We start from the raw sequence: 20,194 nt of genomic DNA, 5'->3' as shown, positions 1-20,194 counted from the left end.
CTTATTTTCTACATTGTTTTCATGCAGGCATATTATCATGTCTCAGCACGTCATGTAGCTATGGCTGCCGGTAAGGAATGCTGATGCTGAAAATTATGAAAAATATGCAAAAGTCTGAATATGATTTAAGGCTTAGAATCAGCAATCCGTACATGAAAATAATGCCGCAGCATCTGCCATGCTAGATTATATGTGCAGACTCGCCTGAAAAGTCTATTGTTTAAGGATAAAAAACGGCCCACTTTTGCACAAAAAGTGGCCCAGTTACGGAGCAAAAACGGGCCACTAACAGTCTGAAACAAAACAGATACAATTAGCTTAACAAAAAGCAGCGAAACAGGCCACAATGTCCGTGTCTGAAAGCAAAACAGGATAAAAATGTTACGATTTTCAGCGCGTTTTTATAAACTAAATTATTTCATGGCATAGAAATAAAATAAAAAGTGCAGGACATCAAAAATTAATGATGATATCCTGCACTTTAAAAATCTATATCTCTCGATAAAAAGATATTATTTATTCAACCATTTTTCAAACGAACCGTTATTATACTTTACTATATAAATGCCTTTAGGCAGCTTGTCCATATCGTCCTCCTGACATCTTACGCCATAAATGTCATATACAGCTATAATCTTATGCTTAGGTCCATTTTCGTCTATTTGCTGTACCCCTGAAGTCTGAAGCTGGCTCACAAGGTTGTCAAGACCGACAATTCTACTCTCGATTTTACCATTTATCTCATCAATCTGAGATTCAAGACTATTACTGCACTCTGTAGGATATGCAGTCTTATGCAAATCCATGCTTTTCTGCAAAGCATCTCCATAAGTTGTCTTCAACGCTTCAAGGCCGTTTTTAACATCTTCTGCCAATGTCGGCTTTATCTCTTCCCATTGTTTCTTATATTCCTTTACGAATTTTTCATTTTCAAACAATTTGGGATAATAAAAATAATCCAATTCGTGAAGCTGGCTCCATCTGTCATCGGCATCAGTCTTAAATGAAGAATCAAAATCCCACAACGGGCCCATCATCAATTTTGTTGCCACAGGATTACTCTCATCATAATCGTGTTTGTACATATACATGTTTGTACCGGCGGCATCATCCGAGTTAAGAATGTCATGAACCAGAATCCATTTTGCAAAAGAAGCCAGGTCGATATATTCATCAACGTCCTTTCCCGAGTACAAAGCATCCTCAAAATCGTTAACGTATGCCTGGATATTACCGTTTATGGCGTCATCCACGTCTTCAGCGTCAGGATACTTGTATGTCCACCCCATGACAGAGTTCTGATGGTCTGTTTTAAAATACAGGTCTTCGTTCCACCAATAGGCGTCGTTCTCTATAAGATAGCCTGATTTCTTTATATCAACCCTTTTGTCGCCGCGCTCTATGGCATCTGTAAGATAATACATTCCCATATATTTATCATTCATAACAAGATTAACAAAGGTATAGCCAGGAGTCCATTCCATACCTATAGCCTCACTCAGCACGAAGCCCAATACCGTAAGTATATTACTCTCCGCATTTGAAAATGCCGGATTCCATGTGCTTATCTTTAGCAGATTCCAGTCCTTTTCATTATATCCTTCATCTCCACGGCACAGCAGGTCAAACTTCTTCGACAGCTTTATTTTGTATGGTTTCTGTCCGGCAGAAGCACCGGTGCTATTTCCACGGATTTTTATTCTCATGCCTGACTCATCTTTTATATAATCACCCGAGTCATAAAGTGTTTCTCCATCAAGTGTCATCACGAGCCGGCCACATACATAGTCATTGGCTGTTATTCCTGTTCCTACACATCCCTCAGGCGGATAAGCCACTTCACATGTCGGGAATTCACCATTCTCTGTAGTTATCGTCAGCAATGGTATTCGAGGCCAATCATTAATTACTGTACTATTTGTGCTGGTAATAGCAAAAAACAAAAACAAAAAAATCCAAAGTCCTTTCTTATTCATAACGTATTATTTAATTTACTCTTAATAAATATGTTGGTATTAATTTTAATCAAGTTTTAGCGTAATTGTGAGGTAACCCTTATAAATATTAAATGTCTATACGGCGTACGTGGTAACTTTACACATACGCCGCATAAGACAATAATTATTTATCAAGGCTGCTTGCCGATGTAAGCAAGTATACCGCCGTCAACGTAAAGGATATGACCGTTTACGAAGTCTGAGGCGTCTGATGCAAGGAACACTGCCGGACCCATAAGGTCTTCAGGTGTGCCCCAGCGTGCAGCAGGAGTCTTAGATACGATGAAACTGTCGAACGGATGACGGCTGCCGTCGGCCTGACGCTCGCGCAGCGGTGCAGTCTGCGGTGTGGCGATGTAGCCCGGACCGATACCGTTGCACTGTATGTTGTGCTCGCCGAACTCTGAGCAGATGTTGCGTGTGAGCATCTTCAGTCCGCCCTTAGCTGCAGCATAGGCAGACACTGTCTCACGACCAAGCTCGCTCATCATTGAGCAGACATTGATAATCTTGCCGTGGCCTTTCTTTATCATGCCCGGAATAACGGCCTTAGACACGATGAAAGGCGCATTGAGGTCGATGTCGACAACCTGACGGAAGTCTTCAACCGACATTTCTGTCATAGGTATGCGCTTGATGATGCCGGCGTTGTTTACGAGGATATCTATTGTGCCGAGTTCTTTCTCTATGTCGGCCACCATCTGCTTAACCTCGTCTTCTTTTGTAACGTCGCAGATATATCCTTTGGCGTCGATGCCCTTAGCCTTATAGTCGGCCAGAGCCTGGTCCATGTGGTGCTGTGAGCGGCAGTTGAACGCAATCTTTGCGCCGGCCTGCGCATAAGCCTCAGCAATGGCAAAGCCTATTCCGTAAGCGGCTCCTGTAACCAGTGCCACTTTTCCTTCAAGTGAAAATCTCTTTGAAAATGTATCCATGGGTGTTTATTCTTTTATAGGGAGTTATAGTAGTTAAAGCAGTTACCGCTCACGGTCGTGAGCTTAGGAGTTAAAGTCAAATGTCTTGTTGCTCATTGTCATTCTGTCTGTGTTCAAACTAAACGGCCTATAAGTGCATTTGGCTTTAACTCCTTTAACAACTCTAACTTCTTTAACTACTGAAATATATTTACTTCAAATCCGTAATCTTTGAGAAGTCCTGATCGCCGTAGTCGAGGTTCTCGCCGCCCATACCCCAGATAAAGGTATAGTTGTGAGTGGCAGCGGCACTGTGGATGCTCCATTCGGGAGACAGAACAGCCTGGTCGCCCTTCATCCAGATGTGGCGTGTCTCGTCTATCTCGCCCATGAAGTGGCATACGGCCTGATCCTCGGGCACCTCAAAGTAGAAGTAAGCCTCCATGCGGCGGCTGTGAACGTGAGCCGGCATAGTGTTCCATACGCTGCCTGTTGCAAGCTCAGTCATACCCATCTGCAGCTGGCATGTGGGCAGAACCTGAGAAACGAGCATCTTGTTGATGTCGCGCTCGTTGCTCATCTCGAGCGAACCCATGTGGGCAACAACGGCATCGGCCTTTGTAACCTTCTTGCAAGGATACTCCTTGTGGGCTGTTGTACTGTTAAAGTAGAACTTGGCCGGCTTCTGCGCGTCCTTGCTGCTGAAGAACACGTCGCGGTCGCCGCGGCCAATATACAGTGCCTCCTTGAATCCGAGAGTGAATGTCTCGTCGCCAACCTTAACGACGCCTTCGCCCTCGCCTACGTTGAAGATACCTATCTCACGGCGTGTTGTAAAGTAGTCGGCCTTCAGCGGGTCGATAGCCTCGAGCTTCAGCTCCTCGTTAACGGGCATTGCACCGCCTACAACCATGCGGTCGTACATTGAGTAAACCATATTTACCTCGTCAGCCGCAAACACTTTCTCGATAAGGAAGTCGCGACGGATTCTCTTGGTGTCATAGTTTTTTGCATCCTCCGGATGCGCTGCATAGCGGATTTCGTAATTTGTTTTCATAAATGTATTTGTTTTTAAACTAATTGTTTTTTGATGAAGACTGTATTCTATACAATGTGAAAGCTGCGCCGCACGCCGGCCTGAAGCTTTCACCACATAATCCGGCCCGCCCCGGCAGGCACTATTCTGAGTCCGACAAAAAAGCCGGTGTGAATGAAGCATACGGGGGCTGCCCTTTAATTGCTTGCAAAGATAACAAAAAAATCGCACCCCTACGTTATGAAAGGTGCGATTATTATATGAATAATATTTAAAAATGTTGTCCAAAGCGGATTCGAACCACTACAAACAGAACCAAAACCTGTTGTGCTACCATTACACCATTGGACAATCACGGGTGCAAAGGTAGTGGTTTTTTACGCCACTACCAAATTTTTTCTTATTTTTTGAATGTAAAAGGCCGCAAGTTTTGCATTTTTATTACGCAAAAGCCCTGTCGGACAGCCTTTTGACATTTCAAGAACGCACTGCCGACAAATTATTTCACAGTTATGAGGAAATAGTTCTTCTTGCCGCGCTGAACGAGCAGATACTTGCCGTCGATGAGGTCGTCAGAAGTAATCTCACGGTCGAATGCGGCCAGTTTCTCCTTGTTGAGCGACACACCTCCGCCCTGAACGAGCTTGCGCATCTCTCCCTTGCTGGCAAACACGGCTGCCTCTGTGGTGAACAGCTCTACAGCCGGCAGGCCTATCTTGTCCTTTGAAACCTCAAACTGGGGCACACCCTCAAAGATGTCGAGGAATGTCTGCTCGTCGAGTTTCAGCAGGCTGTCTTTTGTCGACTTGCCGAACAGTATGTTAGAAGCCTCAACGGCTGCGTCGTAGTCCTCGCGAGAGTGAACCATAACGGTTACTTCTTCAGCCAGGCGGCGCTGCAGCGTGCGGCGCCCCGGATCCTGACGGTGCTCCTCTACGAGGGCGTCGATGGTCTCCTTGTCAAGGCTGGTAAATATCTTGATATAGCGCTCTGCGTCGTCATCGCTAACGTTGAGCCAGAACTGATAGAACTTGTAAGGCGATGTGCGCTTCGGGTCGAGCCAGATGTTTCCGCTCTCTGTCTTGCCGAACTTCTTGCCGTCGGCCTTGGTTATCAGCGGACATGTCAGCGCGTAAGCCTCAGCCTCGCTGCCGAGCGTGCGGCGTATAAGCTCGGTTCCGGTGGTCATGTTGCCCCACTGGTCGTTGCCGCCCATCTGCAGCTTGCAGCCCTTGTGCTGATAGAGATACAGGAAGTCGTAGCCCTGAAGCAGCTGATAGGTGAACTCGGTGAACGACAGACCGTCGCGTGCCTCGCCGTTAAGGCGCTGCTGAACGCTCTCCTTTGCCATCATGTAGTTTACGGTGATGTGCTTGCCCACCTCACGCGCGAACTGCAGGAAGCCCATGTCCTTCATCCAGTCGTAGTTGTTCACAAGTTCTGCCCTGTTGGGAGCGTCGCTCTCAAAGTCAAGGAACTTGGCGAGCTGCTTCTTTATGCACTCCTGGTTGTGACGCAGAGTCTCCTCGTCGAGCAGATTGCGCTCAAGGCTCTTGCCTGAAGGGTCGCCTATCATACCGGTTGCTCCGCCCACGAGTGCCAGCGGCTTGTGTCCGCAGCGTTGCAGGTGACGCAGCATCATCACGCCGCAGAGGTGGCCTATGTGCAGCGAGTCGGCTGTCGGGTCAGTGCCCAGATAAGCAGTAACCTGCTCTTTCTGCAACAGTTCTTCCGTACCCGGCATTATCTGGCTCAGCATGCCACGCCATTTCAATTCTTCTACAAAGTTCTTATTCATCGTATTTTTCTTTATTTTTTGTTCGTTAAACATATAAAAGCCACACAGGCTTCTTTCAGATGAGCTGCGGCTCAAAGCCTGATGCCGCACGGCACGGCCGCAGGATGCCCATACGCCATAATCTCCCGACAGCGGCAGCCTTAAGACTATGGCACGGGGTCGTAGCCGCTTCCGCCCCAAGGGTTGCATCTCAGTATGCGCCATATGGCAAGCGCCAGCCCCTTTATCGGTCCGTGCTTCTTTAAGGCCTGGCGTGCATATTCAGAGCACGTGGGCGTAAACCTGCACGAAGGCGGAGTGAAGGGAGAAATGCAACGCTGATAAAACACGATAGGCAATGACAGCAGCCACACCAATATTTTGGAAATATGGTTAAGAATGCTTCTCATTGCCTCTCTATTTTCTCCGACAGCCGGTGCATAAGGTTTACCACCTTCTTTTCAACCTCGGAGGTTGGCCACAGCTTGTCGTCTATCCAAATCAGAGCAATAAGCAGAGCCGTGCCTTCCTGCTGCTCAAGCTGCTCGTACAGAATGCTTTTGTTAAGTCTGAAAGCCTCGCGAAGCTGCCGCTTCACCCTGTTGCGCTTCACGGCACGCTTGAAGCATTTCTTCGACACGCTCACCAGCACTCTGACGTCAGGCACGCCTGCCTCGGCATCGGTTTTGAGATACACAAGTCTCACAGGGAACGCAGCCATCGAGCGGCTGCCTCCGCGATTGAAGAGCTTGTCTATCTCTGTCTTTCTGCATATCCGCTCTTCTTTCCTGAATGTCAGAACACCGGATGCCGACATAATATTTTATTTGTATCTTTATTTATTCTTCTCCAAAAAGTCTTTCAAGGCACTTGTCATTGAAGGATGCTCCTTTGTAGGTGCCTCGAATTCCACCTTCAGTCCTGCGTCGTGGGCAGCCTTAGCTGTGGCAGGGCCGAATGTGCCGACTATAACATTGTTGTTCTTGCTGTCCTGGAAGGTGCCCTTGAAGGCATTGATTCCCGACGGACTGAAGAAGATGCACATGTCGTAGTCGAATGTCTTTATCTCTTCCTCTGTGAAGTCGTTGCTTACGGTGCGGTACATCACACACTCCGTGTGGTTGAGCTTCTTCGAGTCGAGCAGAGTCTTCACGCTGTCGTCGTGAACGTCGCTCATGGGGATGAGATACTTCTCTGTCTTGTGCTTTATCATCGTGGGCAGCAGGTCGTCTATCTTTCCGGTCTTTCCGAAGAACACCTTGCGCTTGCGATACTGCACATATTTCTGGATATACAGAGCTATAGTCTCAGTTACACAGAAATACTTCATCGTCTCAGGTATTTCAAGCCTCATTTCCTTGGCAAGCTTGAAATAGTTGTCGATCGCATGACGCGACGTGAACACAACAGCCGTATAGTTGAGAATACTTATCTTCTGCTGGCGGAAGTCTTTTGAAGAAAGTCCTTCAACTTTTATGAAAGGACGGAACACCAACTCTACTCCGTATTCTTTTTCCATATCAAAATACGGTGACTTCTCGCTACTTGGTCTGGGCTGTGAGATCAATATCTTTCTTACCATCAGTAAATACCCTAAAAATTTATTTTTAAATAGTCTACAATCATCACCAGAACACCCCACAATGATAGCAAGGGCATAATTTCAAGGGCACAAAAGTACAAAATTATTTGCAAAAAAAAGGTTTTATGCCCGAAAAACACTACATAACTCTTGTAAAGCAGCAGTAATTTCACTAGAACTATAACAAAAGCGACGTAAAAAACTGCGTTTTGTATAGACAAGTCGAAATAAGACTGAAGCATCACGAGAGGGAAAAGAGCCACGCCTTCAAACGACGTGATGAACAAAAACGACTTGAGCCATCTTGTACTTTTTTTCTTGCCGAAGAACACGCTATTGACAAACCAGTAGATCAGCATCTTGAGGGCATAATAGCCAACGAAGACACCAAAGAAGATGGCCACGAGCTGATATTGCGACGAGAGGATGAACGTGTCGGCAACGCAGTCCTGTGTGTAAAGGAACGACACTATCGCAAACAGCAAGCACGTCTGCAGCACGAGGAACGACTGGAAACGCAGCTCGTTGGTAGTCTCCGAGAATTCGGTGGTCAGCGTCCTTGGCTCATAAAAAAAATTCTTGGTCTGCCTGAAAAGAAACCTGCGCGACTTGGAAAATGCTATAAGAGCCAGCACAAAGCATCCCAGCAGCAAAGCAGTGATGGTGTTGTCGCCCCTTATGGTGTATGGCACAGGATCGCCGGCCACGCCGTAGCGTCCGCCGTCGAGCTCGGGATGATACATCGAGTCGTTTGAGAAGAAGTTCTGCTTGTAGTATTGCGGCAGGCTTATGTCCTTCGCGCTCTTGCCCTTGTCGTGTCCGGGCAGATGGAGCGTGTCGGGACGCGTGCTCAGATGAGTGTTCTCAACATGGAACACCGACTGTATGGCAGAGTCTTGCTGGGCCGGAGTGGCGTCAGCAGGCAACTGCTGCAACACCTCATACGGGTGTTTCACCTTGGCCGGTGTCTCCGCCTTCAGCGGCTCGGCCGGCACTACTTCTTCATGTACGTTCGTCGAATCAGCCTGAAGCTCTGTCATCTTTTGTTTTCTGCCCTACTTTGTTAGTTTATATATAACAAGAGGATGTGTCAAGACACGGCATGCGCACACGCGCAACGCCTGTGTGTTCTGACACATCTTCCATGCATATGGACTTTACAGTCCGAATGCTTTCTTTATCTCGTCTACCTTGTCGAGCTTCTCCCATGTGAAGAGTTCCACCTCGATGGTCTTTGTCTCGTGGTAGTGGCTCTCAAAGGTTTTCATCACCTTTTCATACTTGCGGCCCATGTGTCCGTAAGCGGCTGTCTCGCTGTAGATAGGCTGACGCAGCTTGAGGTCGCGCTCTATGGCTCTCGGCCTCAGGTCGAACATCTTCTTTATAACCTCGGCTATCTCGCCGTCCGACTGTTTTACGTGGCTTCTGCCGTAAGTGTTTACATATATGCTTACAGGTTCAGCCTGACCTATGGCGTAGCTTACCTGAACAAGCATCTCATCGGCAACGCCGGCAGCCACCATGTTCTTGGCTATATAGCGTGCGGCATAAGCAGCCGAACGGTCAACCTTGCTCGAGTCTTTGCCTGAGAATGCGCCTCCGCCGTGTGCGCCCTTGCCGCCGTAGGTATCTACGATAATCTTGCGGCCCGTAAGACCAGTGTCGCCGTGAGGGCCTCCGATAACAAACTTTCCTGTCGGATTGACAAGATACTTTATGTTGTCGTCAAACAGCGCGAGCACCTTCTCGCTGTGTATCTGCTCCTTTACACGCGGCATAAGGATGTTCTTTACGTCATCCTTAATACGCGCAAGCATAGCGTCGTCATCCGGATCAAACTCGTCGTGCTGTGTTGAAACCACGATGGTGTCTATGCGGCGGGCCTCGCCGTTGTCGTCGTATTCAACCGTAACCTGGCTCTTTGAGTCAGGGCGCAGATATGTCATCTGCTTGCCTTCCTTGCGTATGTCGGCCAACGTGCGCATTATCATGTGCGCCAGGTCGAGCGACAGCGGCATGTAGTTTTCTGTTTCGTTGCAGGCATATCCGAACATCATGCCCTGGTCGCCGGCACCCTGCTCGCTTTCATCCTGACGGTCAACGCCGCGCTTGATGTCCTCGCTCTGCTCATGTATGGCGTTGAGCACACCACAAGAATTCCAGTCGAACTGATATTCCGACTTTGTATATCCTATTCTCTTTATCGTCTTGCGGGCAATGGTCTGCAGGTCGATATACACATCGCTGCGCACCTCGCCGGCAATGACAACCTGTCCTGTGGTCACGAGCGTCTCAACAGCCACGCGGGCCTTGTCGTCGTAAGCCAGGAACTGGTCGAGTATTGCGTCTGAAATCTGATCGGCAACCTTGTCAGGATGCCCTTCTGATACTGATTCTGAAGTGAAGAAATATGCCATTTTATTTACCTTAATTATAAAAGAGTGTGCAAAGTTAAGGCAATTAGTTCTAAACGCAAAATAAAAACAGCCTTTTTAACTGATTTTCAGTGTAAAAGCCACTGCATCAGTATGGTTATGACATATTTTCATAAACAGCGGCCATGCCGTCTACCGACATGTAGCCGAAAGAGAGACGCCTGCCGCCGGCGTTTCAAAAAAAGGAAAAAGAAACAGCCGGCAGACAGGCGCCTATTGACATTATACACGGTCTGTGCCCCGGAAACGAGCCGGCGGAAAAGCCGGAACCGGGGATACAGCCTGTAAGGATGATTTACTTCTTGACAAACTTTCTCACTTCTGACGATGTTCCGTGGTCAATTATCAGGATATAATAACCCGGTGCAACGCCAGAGGTGATGTTCTCGGGGGCGCCGACTCCGCGTGCAACCACCATGCCGCTCGTAGCCGAAACAAGTGTCAGCTTGTCTGCTGGATGAACGGAAGGCACTGTCTCAATGCCCGAAGAGATGTATTCATTGTAGCGCCCCTTAACCTTGTTGGAACTCATTGCACCTTTATATATAGTGAACTCGTCGATTGTGCCCTCAAGGAAGTTGTTAAGGCTCACGTTGACATTGCCCACGGTGAGCGGCTCGTCGTTGTCTGATATGTCGCCTGTGGCATCGGCAGCCTCGGCTATCAGCACTCCGTTGGCATACAATTTCAGCGCCTTTGTATAGCTGTCGCGCACGCAAACGATGTGAGTCCACTCGCCGTTGAAGTAAGCAGTACCTGCGGCTGAAGCCTCGCTCTTGGTTACGTTGTCGTCAACGGCAAACTTCAGCAGTCCGTTCTTATACTCCAGACCAACCCACTTGCCTGTTGCTCCGGCTGCAGCGTTGGCCGTTATGCTGCCTTTATGGAATATGTAAGCGGCATCGTCGGCAGACTTCATCCAGAACTCCACGGTGAAGTCTTCCGTGCCGAGCTGTATCTGGTTGTATGCCATCTGTGTGAAGTAAGAAGCTCCGTCGAGCTGTGCGGCATTGCCCTTGATGCCCTGCACAGATGCCGGTGCGCCAACAGCCTCTGCCATGCCTTCTACGGTGTTTGGAGTAGAGCCAGCACTGATCTCATCGAACGGATAGCATGCCAGCGGCGTCAGCACAATCTTGTCGCGCACGGTTATCGTTCCTTCTATAGTTGCAGTGGTCTCGCCGCCAGTGGTAGACACCTTATATTTATATGTACCTGTGGCCGAAGGCGTTCCGCTTATTGTAAACTGCCTTGAAGAGTTGTCCACCGACATGGTTACGCCGTCGGGCAGTCCCTCTACAGCCACGCCCGTGGCGTTCTTCCACTCATAAACAATGGCCTCAATGGCCTCGCCCTGCTCCACGGTCTGGTTGAGCTGTCCGCTAACCGCACGCAGCGATGCATCGGTAGAGAATCTGTCGGGCAGATAATAGCCAAGGTGAGGCGGCTGGTTGTATGCCACATTCTGCCATGCTATGGCCATTCTGTATATGTGGTCCTGCATGAGGCAGGGCACCTTATATTTAGTTTCTTCCGTCGTGGTGAATATAAGCAGGTCAGAACTTGTGCTTCCGTCCCACAGTATTACCTCCTCGCGCCAGTCGCCAAGGATGTCGGCCGAAAGACAAGGAGTCTTCTTCGACGTGTTGCACGACTGCGCGTTGCTGTATTGTCCGAGGCTCCATTTTGCGGCATCGCTCGTCAGCGTGGCGTTGCGCTTAACTATATCTGTGCCGTCGAGCAGCTCTTCATAGAGGTCGCCGTCCCAGTATATGCGGAAGTTGCACGACGGACGCTTGTCTGCCACCTTGTTACCCTTGCAGTCGTATGTTGCCGTAGCCTTCGAGCCTGACGTGTAGTCGGCTATTGCCCAAGCCTCGCATCCGCGCCACTTCTCACTCACGTCGGCCACTACGCCGCGGCCTATGTCGTTGCCGCTCTGCTTCTGTCCCCAAAGAACCTCGCCCGTCTTGGCGTCGCGGAACTCTGCGTCCCAGGGGAATGCCGCCGATTTCTCCTCATGCACCATCCATATCTCAAGTCCGTCATGGTCGGGGTCGAAGTCGCCAAGATGCAGGGCGTCGCCATGTCCGGCACCGGTACGGTAGAGCACAGAGCCGTCGTGGTCAACACAAGCTGCTCCATATACAATCTCGTCGCAGCCGTCGCCGTCAACATCGCCAACCGTAAGGGCATGAGCACCTTCGCCGTAGATGCCCTCGCCGGCAGTTTCCGACTTATGCAGCCAGCGCTGCGTAAGGTTCTTTCCGTCGAAGTCCCATGCACAGAGATACGATGCCGTATAATAGCCGCGGCACATCACCAGGCTAGGCTTCTGTCCGTCGAGATAAGCCACACACGCCAGATAGCGCTCAGAGCGGTTGCCGTAAGAGTCGCCCCACTGTGAGTCTGAACGTACTGAGCGCAGCGGCACATAACTAACGGTGGTAATCTCGGCGCCGGTCTGTCCGTTGAACACCGTGAGATACTCAGGACCCGACACTATTATGCCCTTGTTCGAGCCGCTGCTTACGCGATAGTCGTCGGTAACCTTGTCGTCGCCCATCAGCACGGCCTTGCCCTGTCCGTCTATGGTTCCGGGTGCTGTCTTGCATGCCACCTCGGCCTTTCCGTCGCCGTCGAGGTCGTAGACCATAAACTGCGTATAGTGAGCGCCGGCGCGTATGTTGCGTCCGAGGTCTATGCGCCACAGCTTCGTGCCGTCAATCTTGTATCCGTCGATATACACATTACCCGTGTAGGCACCTTTCTCCGAGTTGTCCTTCGAGTTGCTCGGGTCCCATTTAACTATTATCTCATACTCTCCGTCGCCGTCAACGTCGCCCACAGAGCAGTCGTTGGGGCTGTATGTGTAGGCCACGCCGTCGGGAGTGGTGCCGCCTGCAGGTCTGTCAAGGTGTACTTTCTTATACACTTCAGGCCATACGGCTGCCTCAGGCGTGGTCTCAACCACCTGTCCGCCGTCAACTGCCTTAACGACATACTTGGCATCTGCCGTTCCCGAAGCGTCAACATAGTTGGTGCTGCCGGTTATCGGCTCTGCGTTAACCTTCACTCCATCACGATACACGTCGTAGCCCTGACTGCTTTTGTCAGACGTCAGGCATCGCCACGACAGATAGACGCCTGCCTTTGTCTTTACGGCCACGAGTCCGCGTCCGAGCGTCTCGGCCTGCTGAGCCACAGAAGGGCACAGAGATGCGGCAAGCATCAAGCATGAAAAAAACAATTTTCTCATAAGATTTAAGTTATTGATTTATTTTAGCAAGAAAAGTTACGTACGCAAAGGTAATCATTATCGCTCAAATAACGAAATTTATCGGCAGGCAATACTGATTTTAGTATGCATAAGCGCGAAATGCGGACAGCCTCCAAATGCCCCATAAGATGTCTACATCATTTAGAGAGGCCCAACTAAGAAACTGAGCTATCTGTAACATCTTCAACTCCTTAAATACCATTAAAATGCATTTTCAATAAAGATGTTGGATGGCCAAAGGGTAACAATAATTCTCTATGATGGAATTTTCCATGAATATCAATTCTTATTATCCGTTCGAAAAGAAGGCTGATAGACATTTCTCAATACTACTTCCAGACTAGCCTCTCGGTCGAGATTCATTGACTTGCGCAACCTATAACGTCCGATGTTGACACTCTGTGCCTGGTTGCCCGTAAGTATACAGATTTCATGGGTACTCAATCCTAAATAGATATAGGTGGCAAGGAGAACCTCGTTTTTTGACAGTTTTGGATAAAGACTTAAAAGCTTATCCTGATAGTTTTTCATTATTTTCTCTTGCTTTTCAGTAAAGCAGGAACTGATCGGAATAAGCCGATAATCCATAATCTGTGCGCAGATCTTACGCAACTCATTGTTGACAGAGTTATCTTTTCCATAACAAGAACGCACAGCATTGCGAATTTTGTCGAGTAGTACATTATGATTATTATAGAACAATAAAAGATAACTTATCTGCTGCTCCATCTCGGCAATGAGCGCATCATTGCGTTCAACTTTACTTGCCGTATCATTGAGCAAAGAACTCAGCTCGTCGTTTTTCAGCTTCTCGGCTTCAAGTGCTGCAGACATATTCCGCTTGTCACGCAAGAGCCTGCCCGCAGCCAAAAGCAAGGCCAATACAAAAGCTCCAACAGCAACATATATACCAGTTACATTGTTTCCATCTTCATCTACCAGCTTAAACGTTCCATGCTCCATTCTCACATTTTTATCACACCAATTTAGCAAATTCTGCGTATTGGCCATGAAATCCTGAATGGTCTTCTTATTTCTCTCTTCCTCTTGTGCCTCTGTTGTGAGCACCTGACGGTAGAGATAGTAAGCCAGTTGGTAGTTGTTTTTGCGCTCATAGATGTCACCCTTACGTCTCAAAGCCTCAATCAAGCAATCATTATCGTTGTATTTTCTTGCCAACTCAATGGTTTTATCAAAGGCGACGAAAGCCTGTTCATCCTGTAGTTTACCTTGATAATAACGCGCCAGTGCCAACTGGCATTTTGGATAGAACGGCGTGAGATTATTAGCCTGTGCCTGTCTGATAGCTGTGGTGATAAGACTATAGTCGAGCTCATTGTCATCATCACATGCAAAGAGAGTCTGCAGCACTTTTATCTGCAATAAGGTTTGCTTATGCGCAACAGTTTCTTTATAGGCGTTTTTAAGAATTATCTTAGCTTTAGCCCGGTTGTCTGTAAGTCTATAATACGTGGCTAGGTTTATGAGTGTCACGATGTATTGATAGTGCATGTTTCTTTTCTTGTAGAATTCAAGTGTTTTCAATAGTTTGGCATACGAAGCCTTCAACCCGCCCTCAGACAATTCAATGTAAGCAATACCGGAGTAAATCTCATAATAAGTAATACTGTCTTTCTTTGTGCAATAAAGTTGTGCCCTGCTTAATAGTAGGTTCGCAAGATCGAATCTCTTAAGGCTGAGTGCTATTGAGGCAAAACCTGTCAAAGTCTGTAAGGTATATCGTTGCATTTCCTCTGCCGACTTCACCTGTTTTAGTTTAGTTAGCGCGTCAAAGTATATACCAAGGGAACTGCTTTGAATCACGGTACTCGTGATGATGGATTCGGCTTTTTTCACAGTCATCGTGTCTTCACTGGAATTAGCCGGACCGGCAAGGCTCATCATGGACATGAATACCATAACCAAGCAGAATAAATATCGTAATATGGATGAATTCTGCATATTGTCGTTCTGTGTAATCGATGCAAAAATACACATATTTTTTAACGTTTCATAATATTAATCCTTTTTTTAAGCCAACAGAATAATATATAGCCTTTTTTTGTCTCTATTTTGTATGTATATTTTATAATGCCTGATTATCAGCATGTTATACAAAAATGTATATAATAATCTGTATGCAACAAGCATTATGTTTATACTGAATGATGATTGTTAAAAACATTGTGACAAACATTAATTTCTATTTTTGCGAACGTATAACATTAAAATCTATAGCTTATGAAGAAGAAAAATTATCACTTTGTAACTGTATGGCAATTATTACTTATGTTGATGTCATTTTTATCCTTCCAGCCTGCATTTGCACAGGGCAAGTATAAACTTATGCGTCTGCATGAGCCGACAGACTCTGTTGAGCAGCCTGTTAAACTCACCAAGAAAAAAGTTGACACACGGCTCACTGCTCCAAAAGCTGAAGCCGTCTATCCTGGCGACGAGTATCTTATGAGGGCTTACAGCGTGTTTGACCCTCAGACCGGCGATAATATATTTATTGAAGGCGGCAAACTGACGACTTATCCTGTTTATATACAACTTGACGATAATAGCGGCGAGGCTAAGATTACCAACTTGATAAATATGTCGTCACCATCTACCATTACGGGCATCTGGGATAAGGATGCAAACACTATCACAGTGAACACTCCTTCATATTGGACCGATCCGTATAAAGAGTGCGCGATTATCGGTAAAGACGGAGATTACGATCTTTTTCTTCAAGCCGGTGATATGTACGGCATTGGCTATTGGGAATCGTACGACGCTCTTGTAATGGATGTGTCTTCTGACAGAAACACAATAACTCTCCGTCAGGACTTTGCCGCCAGCTTATTGGCATATGACGACTATTTCGGATATTATGACGGAGGCTTTAACTCCATATTCTTCGACGGCAAGATGTTCAAGAAAGGTGAAGGGCCTAATATAATTGCCGACAGAGACGAACTCGACTTCGGCCGTTGCTTCGTAGGCGGCACGGTTGAGAAAGCCATAGGTATTGTCAACACGGGTACTGAGGCAGCCGAATATGTTGTTGATGTTTCCAGTGATGAACTTACCATTGAAAATCCGAGCGGCAACCTCGGTTCTGGTGAATCAGCTACTATCAACATTAAATTCACTCCTAAAGAGGCAAAACAGTTTACCGGTACTATTACGCTATCTACTGACAATGGCGACAAGACTGTAAACGTAGTTGCTAATGTTGAGGATGTGCCTGACTATAAGAAGATAACCTCTGAAGGCAGCGACATTGTTACATATAATACCAGTCTGGATTATCCTTGGCTGCTAACTGATACTATCGAACAGCAAACTGTGGCCGTAACCACCAACCAAGGAGAAGGCATGACCTCTTCAACTCTCTATGCCACTGTCACCGTTCCACAAGGTAAGAAGGTAGTGGCAAGCTGGGATGCTGTATATGACCCACGCTTCTCAAGCTATGACGAATTCCATGTTGACTGTGATGATAAAAATGTGGTTATTTACGACGAACAAGGCGAGCAGAACGTGAAAGGCAGCGTTGAAATAGCACCTGGATCACACACTCTCTCATTTAGTTATAAAAAAGACTTAATGGTCAACACCGGAGCTGTCAAATACGGCAAGGACTATGTCTACTTGCGCGACCTAAAATATCAAATAGTAGACTACAAAGCAGCTGATGCCTCAATTTCGAGCGACAATCTTGACATGCGTCGTTACTTCCTAAATCTTGACACTGTAGAAGATGCCGATTCTTCGATTACCATCAAGAACGAGGGCAGTGATTCCCTTATTATTAAAGGTATAAAGAACTCAACAAACTTCAGCGCCACGGTTTCTAAAGACAAACTAGGCGAGTTTGAATCTGTTCCTGTCAAGATAACTTTCCTGGCCAATGCCGTAGGCACTTATCAGGGCGATGTAACCCTGCAGACCAGCGCCGGCGACTATACAATTCACTGTAAGGCCGTAGTGGAAACGCCATACGATTATAGTAAAATTGTAGATGAAGGCGACTTCCTCTTTATTTCCGACCGCGACATTCCGTTTGTTGTAGATGGTAATACAACCTACAATGGCAACGACAATCCGAATGACAGCATTGAAAGCTATTCAAGTCTGGGCTGCTTCTTCACTGTTCCTCAAGGCAAGATAGGTGTACTCAGATGGGAAGGCACTGTTGACGGTACAGATGATGACTATGCAATGTTCACCATTGACGACGCATTATATGCAGAAGTTCTAGAGGGTGATAGCGTTGACGGAAGCTACCGAATAGCCACACCTGCGCTTACTTATCTCAAACCAGGCATGCATTATGTGGTATTTGCATTCTGTACCAATGGTGACGGCAAGGCAAAACTGACAAACCGTTACACCATAAGCCATCTGAAGCTGCAACTGTTTGACAATCTTAACGGTGTTACTATATGGGAAGGCGAAACTGTCAATATGCCGGAAACATATCCCGGTCACTATTCAACAGCCACAGTAAATGTTCTCAATCTATCTGACACACAAATGGAGCTGGGCGACATTAATGGCAACGGCGCTTTCACCGGACAGTCTGATCCTGACGGATGGAACCGCGCCGTACAATATGGTGTAGTTCCGATAAAGGTTGTCTTCACTCCGACAGCCAAGGGCGAACAGAACGGTGATGTTACCATAAAGACAAGCAACGGCGATGTTGTATTGAAATGCAACGCCAAGGCTCTTGACACATCCAACCTCATATACTTTGATGATTTTGAGAGCATGGTGGGCTGGTCGATTCTCAACAACGACTATGACAACATAAAATGGCAGACAGAAGGCGGCAACACAGGTAAATTCGCAGATCTCGGAGGAGGCATACTAAAATTCAATGCAAATATGATTAACGAGCAAGCTGATGACTACATTGTATCGCCAATGATAACAATTCCAGAAAATGGAGCTACGCTCACATTCTTGCGCTCTGTCCGCTCTGCTAATGCCAACACCGTAAGCTACAGCGTCAAAGTGGGTGAAGGAACCGACCCGAGCACCTTTACCACAGTATTCACAGAGGATGAAGAGCCTATTTCTTATAAACCTGTGACTATTGACCTCAAGGAATTTGCCGGCAAAAATGTCCATATTGCGTTCTACACCGATGCACAGCCAAAGAGCGGATTGCTGCAGATTGACAATGTCACTGTTACTTCAGGTACATCAACGGGAATCAGTGACACCATATCTGACGCATTCGGCAAAAATACCATACGTTATACAATTGACGGAAAAAAGGCCGACAAGAACAGCAAGGGCATCATCATCGAGAAGTCTGTCGACGGAACGGGACATAATGTAGTTCGCAAACAAATCATACGATAAAGGAATATGAAGAAAGGTAGAAACATTCTCTTTTTAATTGCAGTCCTATTTTTGGGGACTGCAATTCCCGCCGCGGCACAGGAAGACGGACAGATGCTGCTCAGCTATTGCAACAGTGCAATACAGACATCAAGTACCATCGGTAAGGGCGGTAAAGGAACCGTATCGGCAGCATGCCTGATAGGTCAAGACAAGATTGGCGGATTGAAGAATATAAAGATAGCCGGAGTAAAGGTGGGACTTGCTTCACGCCTGAACATCGACTCCTTGCAGGTATGGGCACGCTATGAACTTGACGGCAATAATATCTTTGCCAAGACTATCGGAAGCAAACAAGGACAGTCTATAGTGAAGGGTTGGAACGAGGTGCAGGACTTGCCGGTGGCAATGAGCGACAAGCCTTTCTATGTTGGCTACACCATCTACCAGAAAGGCGCCTGCTATGCCATTTCGGCTGTCAAGCCACAGCACGAGCAGGGACTTATGGTCAACCTCGACGGCACATGGGCTGACAGTTCCAAAGTGTCTGATGCCGTATTGAGCATCGGTGCCATCATAACCGCCGACAACATGCCGACCTTTGATTTGGGCATCGACTCAATCTCAATGCCTGAACGCATACAGGTAGGCTCTGCAGAGCCGCTGACGCTCCAAATCACCAATCATGGAAGTCGCATAATCAGCGGCTTCGACGTCTGGACCAATGAGAATGGCTGCGAAGCCGTATCTTATCCGGTAAATCAGTCAATACTCCCCGGAGAGAGAAAGGAAGTTGTGGTAGACTATATCACCCCGCGCGGGGAAAAGGAGCGCAACGTCAGTCTGAAAGTCAAATTATGCAACCTGAAAGAGGGTGCCGACGTCAACGAAGACAACAACAGCGACTCTACATCTTATGATGTCACTAAGTATAAGTTTGTCAAAGTGCCTTTGCTGGAAGAATTCACCACAGAGAATTGTTCCAACTGCCCTTCGGCAGCAGAGGCTATCCACGAAGCTCTCGCCTCCAACAACTATATCAATGAGATAGCCGTCGTTTGCCATCACTCCGGATTTTACGAGGATCAGTTCACACAGCAGTGCGACCGTGACATGCTTTGGCTCTATGGCACCGAGGCTGTTTACGCTCCGGCAATTATGTGGGACCGTACATGCTTTACATACCCGTCGACACCTGTCATGGATGCGCCACGCGAAAAGGGTGAATACATCAGTATATTCGACTACCTGAAGAGTCTCACTACAGAGGTGGCAATCCTGCCAGAAGCCGTCTACGACCCTGACACCCGCATGCTGCATGTCACCGTAACGGGCGGACGCGACCATGTATTCGGCGGCGATGATATACGCCTGACGGTTTATCTGGTTGAGAACGAAATTCATTCAAGCACACAGAACAACGGCGGCAGCGACTATATCCAGCGCCATGTTATCAGGGCTTACAACAGCACATGGGGCGAGCCCATCAACTGGGACTCCAATGACAACTATTACTATGAGTGCGATCTGACGGTACCAGACAATTGTGTAAAGAGCAATATGCAGATCATTACCGTAGTGAGCAACTATGACCCGTCTGACGTCACCAATTGCCAGGTTGAAAATGCTGCTATCCTGAACGATATCGACTGGTCAGGCGCCACATCCGTAACAGGAGTATCTGTGGAGCGTCCGTCTGCCCCGTCTGCCATATATGATGTCACAGGCAGAAAAGTTGGCGAAACATCAATGGATATGCCATCGCTGAAGCGTGGCATATATATCATCGGAGGCAAGAAAGTTGTAATCGGAAAATAGTTTGTTTTC

13 protein-coding genes and 1 tRNA gene are annotated in these 20,194 nt (G+C 47.5%); 2 read left to right on the top strand and 12 right to left on the bottom strand.

The features are described 5' to 3' along the window. Positions 1-512 precede the first annotated feature (512 nt). The 12 genes from EJL04_RS13410 to EJL04_RS13355 form a co-directional block, all read right to left on the bottom strand. Positions 513-1,976, bottom strand: coding sequence for a CotH kinase family protein (locus EJL04_RS13410; protein ID WP_125105259.1), 1,464 nt, complete (start codon positions 1,974-1,976; stop codon positions 513-515). Between the two features lie 152 nt (positions 1,977-2,128). After that, a complete protein-coding gene (locus tag EJL04_RS13405) occupies positions 2,129-2,932 on the bottom strand; it encodes a gluconate 5-dehydrogenase (protein WP_021853508.1) in 804 nt (267 codons plus the stop codon). A 190-nt stretch (positions 2,933-3,122) separates the two neighbouring features. Beyond that, on the bottom strand, positions 3,123-3,968 hold the full coding sequence (gene kduI / locus EJL04_RS13400) for a 5-dehydro-4-deoxy-D-glucuronate isomerase (RefSeq protein WP_021853509.1): 846 nt from the start codon (positions 3,966-3,968) through the stop codon (positions 3,123-3,125). 259 nt (positions 3,969-4,227) lie between these two features. Next, positions 4,228-4,298 (bottom strand) — tRNA-Gln (locus tag EJL04_RS13395). 148 nt (positions 4,299-4,446) lie between these two features. Further along, on the bottom strand, positions 4,447-5,745 hold the full coding sequence (gene tyrS, locus EJL04_RS13390) for a tyrosine--tRNA ligase (RefSeq protein WP_021853510.1): 1,299 nt from the start codon (positions 5,743-5,745) through the stop codon (positions 4,447-4,449). A 146-nt stretch (positions 5,746-5,891) separates the two neighbouring features. Then, positions 5,892-6,134, bottom strand: a complete 243-nt coding sequence (gene yidD, locus EJL04_RS13385) for a membrane protein insertion efficiency factor YidD (RefSeq protein ID WP_021853511.1) — start codon at positions 6,132-6,134, stop codon at positions 5,892-5,894. Beyond that, complete coding sequence (gene rnpA, locus EJL04_RS13380; RefSeq protein ID WP_125105258.1) at positions 6,131-6,541, bottom strand: ribonuclease P protein component; 411 nt, start codon at positions 6,539-6,541, stop codon at positions 6,131-6,133. The genes yidD and rnpA overlap by 4 nt, the downstream gene beginning before the upstream one ends. 18 nt (positions 6,542-6,559) lie before the next feature. Then, the gene (locus EJL04_RS13375; protein WP_053398739.1) at positions 6,560-7,306 is read right to left on the bottom strand and encodes a uroporphyrinogen-III synthase; all 747 of its coding nucleotides are present in this window, start codon (positions 7,304-7,306) and stop codon (positions 6,560-6,562) included. A gap of 11 nt (positions 7,307-7,317) precedes the next feature. Beyond that, the gene (locus tag EJL04_RS13370; protein WP_021853514.1) at positions 7,318-8,346 is read right to left on the bottom strand and encodes a DUF4271 domain-containing protein; all 1,029 of its coding nucleotides are present in this window, start codon (positions 8,344-8,346) and stop codon (positions 7,318-7,320) included. A gap of 117 nt (positions 8,347-8,463) precedes the next feature. Then, a complete protein-coding gene (gene metK, locus EJL04_RS13365) occupies positions 8,464-9,723 on the bottom strand; it encodes a methionine adenosyltransferase (RefSeq protein WP_125105257.1) in 1,260 nt (419 codons plus the stop codon). A gap of 313 nt (positions 9,724-10,036) precedes the next feature. Continuing rightward, positions 10,037-13,000: a rhamnogalacturonan lyase family protein gene (locus EJL04_RS13360; protein ID WP_125105256.1), complete on the bottom strand. Its 2,964-nt coding sequence runs from the start codon at positions 12,998-13,000 to the stop codon at positions 10,037-10,039. 300 nt (positions 13,001-13,300) lie between these two features. Next, positions 13,301-14,926, bottom strand: a complete 1,626-nt coding sequence (locus EJL04_RS13355; protein ID WP_164511779.1) for a tetratricopeptide repeat protein — start codon at positions 14,924-14,926, stop codon at positions 13,301-13,303. A gap of 336 nt (positions 14,927-15,262) precedes the next feature. Between EJL04_RS13355 and EJL04_RS13350 the strand changes: the two genes are divergently transcribed. Together EJL04_RS13350 and EJL04_RS13345 are read left to right on the top strand one after the other, a co-directional pair. Beyond that, the gene (locus tag EJL04_RS13350) at positions 15,263-18,388 is read left to right on the top strand and encodes an Ig-like domain-containing protein (RefSeq protein WP_125105254.1); all 3,126 of its coding nucleotides are present in this window, start codon (positions 15,263-15,265) and stop codon (positions 18,386-18,388) included. 6 nt (positions 18,389-18,394) lie between these two features. Then, complete coding sequence (locus EJL04_RS13345) at positions 18,395-20,185, top strand: Omp28-related outer membrane protein (protein ID WP_125105253.1); 1,791 nt, start codon at positions 18,395-18,397, stop codon at positions 20,183-20,185. Positions 20,186-20,194 lie beyond the last annotated feature (9 nt).

The organism is Prevotella marseillensis (assembly GCF_900625065.1).
Lineage (GTDB): Bacteria > Bacteroidota > Bacteroidia > Bacteroidales > Bacteroidaceae > Prevotella > Prevotella rara.
Note: the sequence above shows the minus strand (reverse complement) of the source record. Positions and strands in the feature narration are given on the sequence as shown.

Excerpts from the sequence above, each read along its gene's own strand:
- EJL04_RS13410 (WP_125105259.1), bottom strand. The coding sequence starts at position 1,976 with ATGAATAAGAAAGGACTTTGGATTTTTTTGTTTTTGTTTTTTGCTATT.
- EJL04_RS13405 (WP_021853508.1), bottom strand. The coding sequence starts at position 2,932 with ATGGATACATTTTCAAAGAGATTTTCACTTGAAGGAAAAGTGGCACTG.
- kduI (WP_021853509.1), bottom strand. The coding sequence starts at position 3,968 with ATGAAAACAAATTACGAAATCCGCTATGCAGCGCATCCGGAGGATGCA.
- tyrS (WP_021853510.1), bottom strand. The coding sequence starts at position 5,745 with ATGAATAAGAACTTTGTAGAAGAATTGAAATGGCGTGGCATGCTGAGC.
- yidD (WP_021853511.1), bottom strand. The coding sequence starts at position 6,134 with ATGAGAAGCATTCTTAACCATATTTCCAAAATATTGGTGTGGCTGCTG.
- rnpA (WP_125105258.1), bottom strand. The coding sequence starts at position 6,541 with ATGTCGGCATCCGGTGTTCTGACATTCAGGAAAGAAGAGCGGATATGC.
- EJL04_RS13375 (WP_053398739.1), bottom strand. The coding sequence starts at position 7,306 with ATGGTAAGAAAGATATTGATCTCACAGCCCAGACCAAGTAGCGAGAAG.
- EJL04_RS13370 (WP_021853514.1), bottom strand. The coding sequence starts at position 8,346 with ATGACAGAGCTTCAGGCTGATTCGACGAACGTACATGAAGAAGTAGTG.
- metK (WP_125105257.1), bottom strand. The coding sequence starts at position 9,723 with ATGGCATATTTCTTCACTTCAGAATCAGTATCAGAAGGGCATCCTGAC.
- EJL04_RS13360 (WP_125105256.1), bottom strand. The coding sequence starts at position 13,000 with ATGAGAAAATTGTTTTTTTCATGCTTGATGCTTGCCGCATCTCTGTGC.
- EJL04_RS13355 (WP_164511779.1), bottom strand. The coding sequence starts at position 14,926 with ATGATGAGCCTTGCCGGTCCGGCTAATTCCAGTGAAGACACGATGACT.
- EJL04_RS13350 (WP_125105254.1), top strand. The coding sequence starts at position 15,263 with ATGAAGAAGAAAAATTATCACTTTGTAACTGTATGGCAATTATTACTT.
- EJL04_RS13345 (WP_125105253.1), top strand. The coding sequence starts at position 18,395 with ATGAAGAAAGGTAGAAACATTCTCTTTTTAATTGCAGTCCTATTTTTG.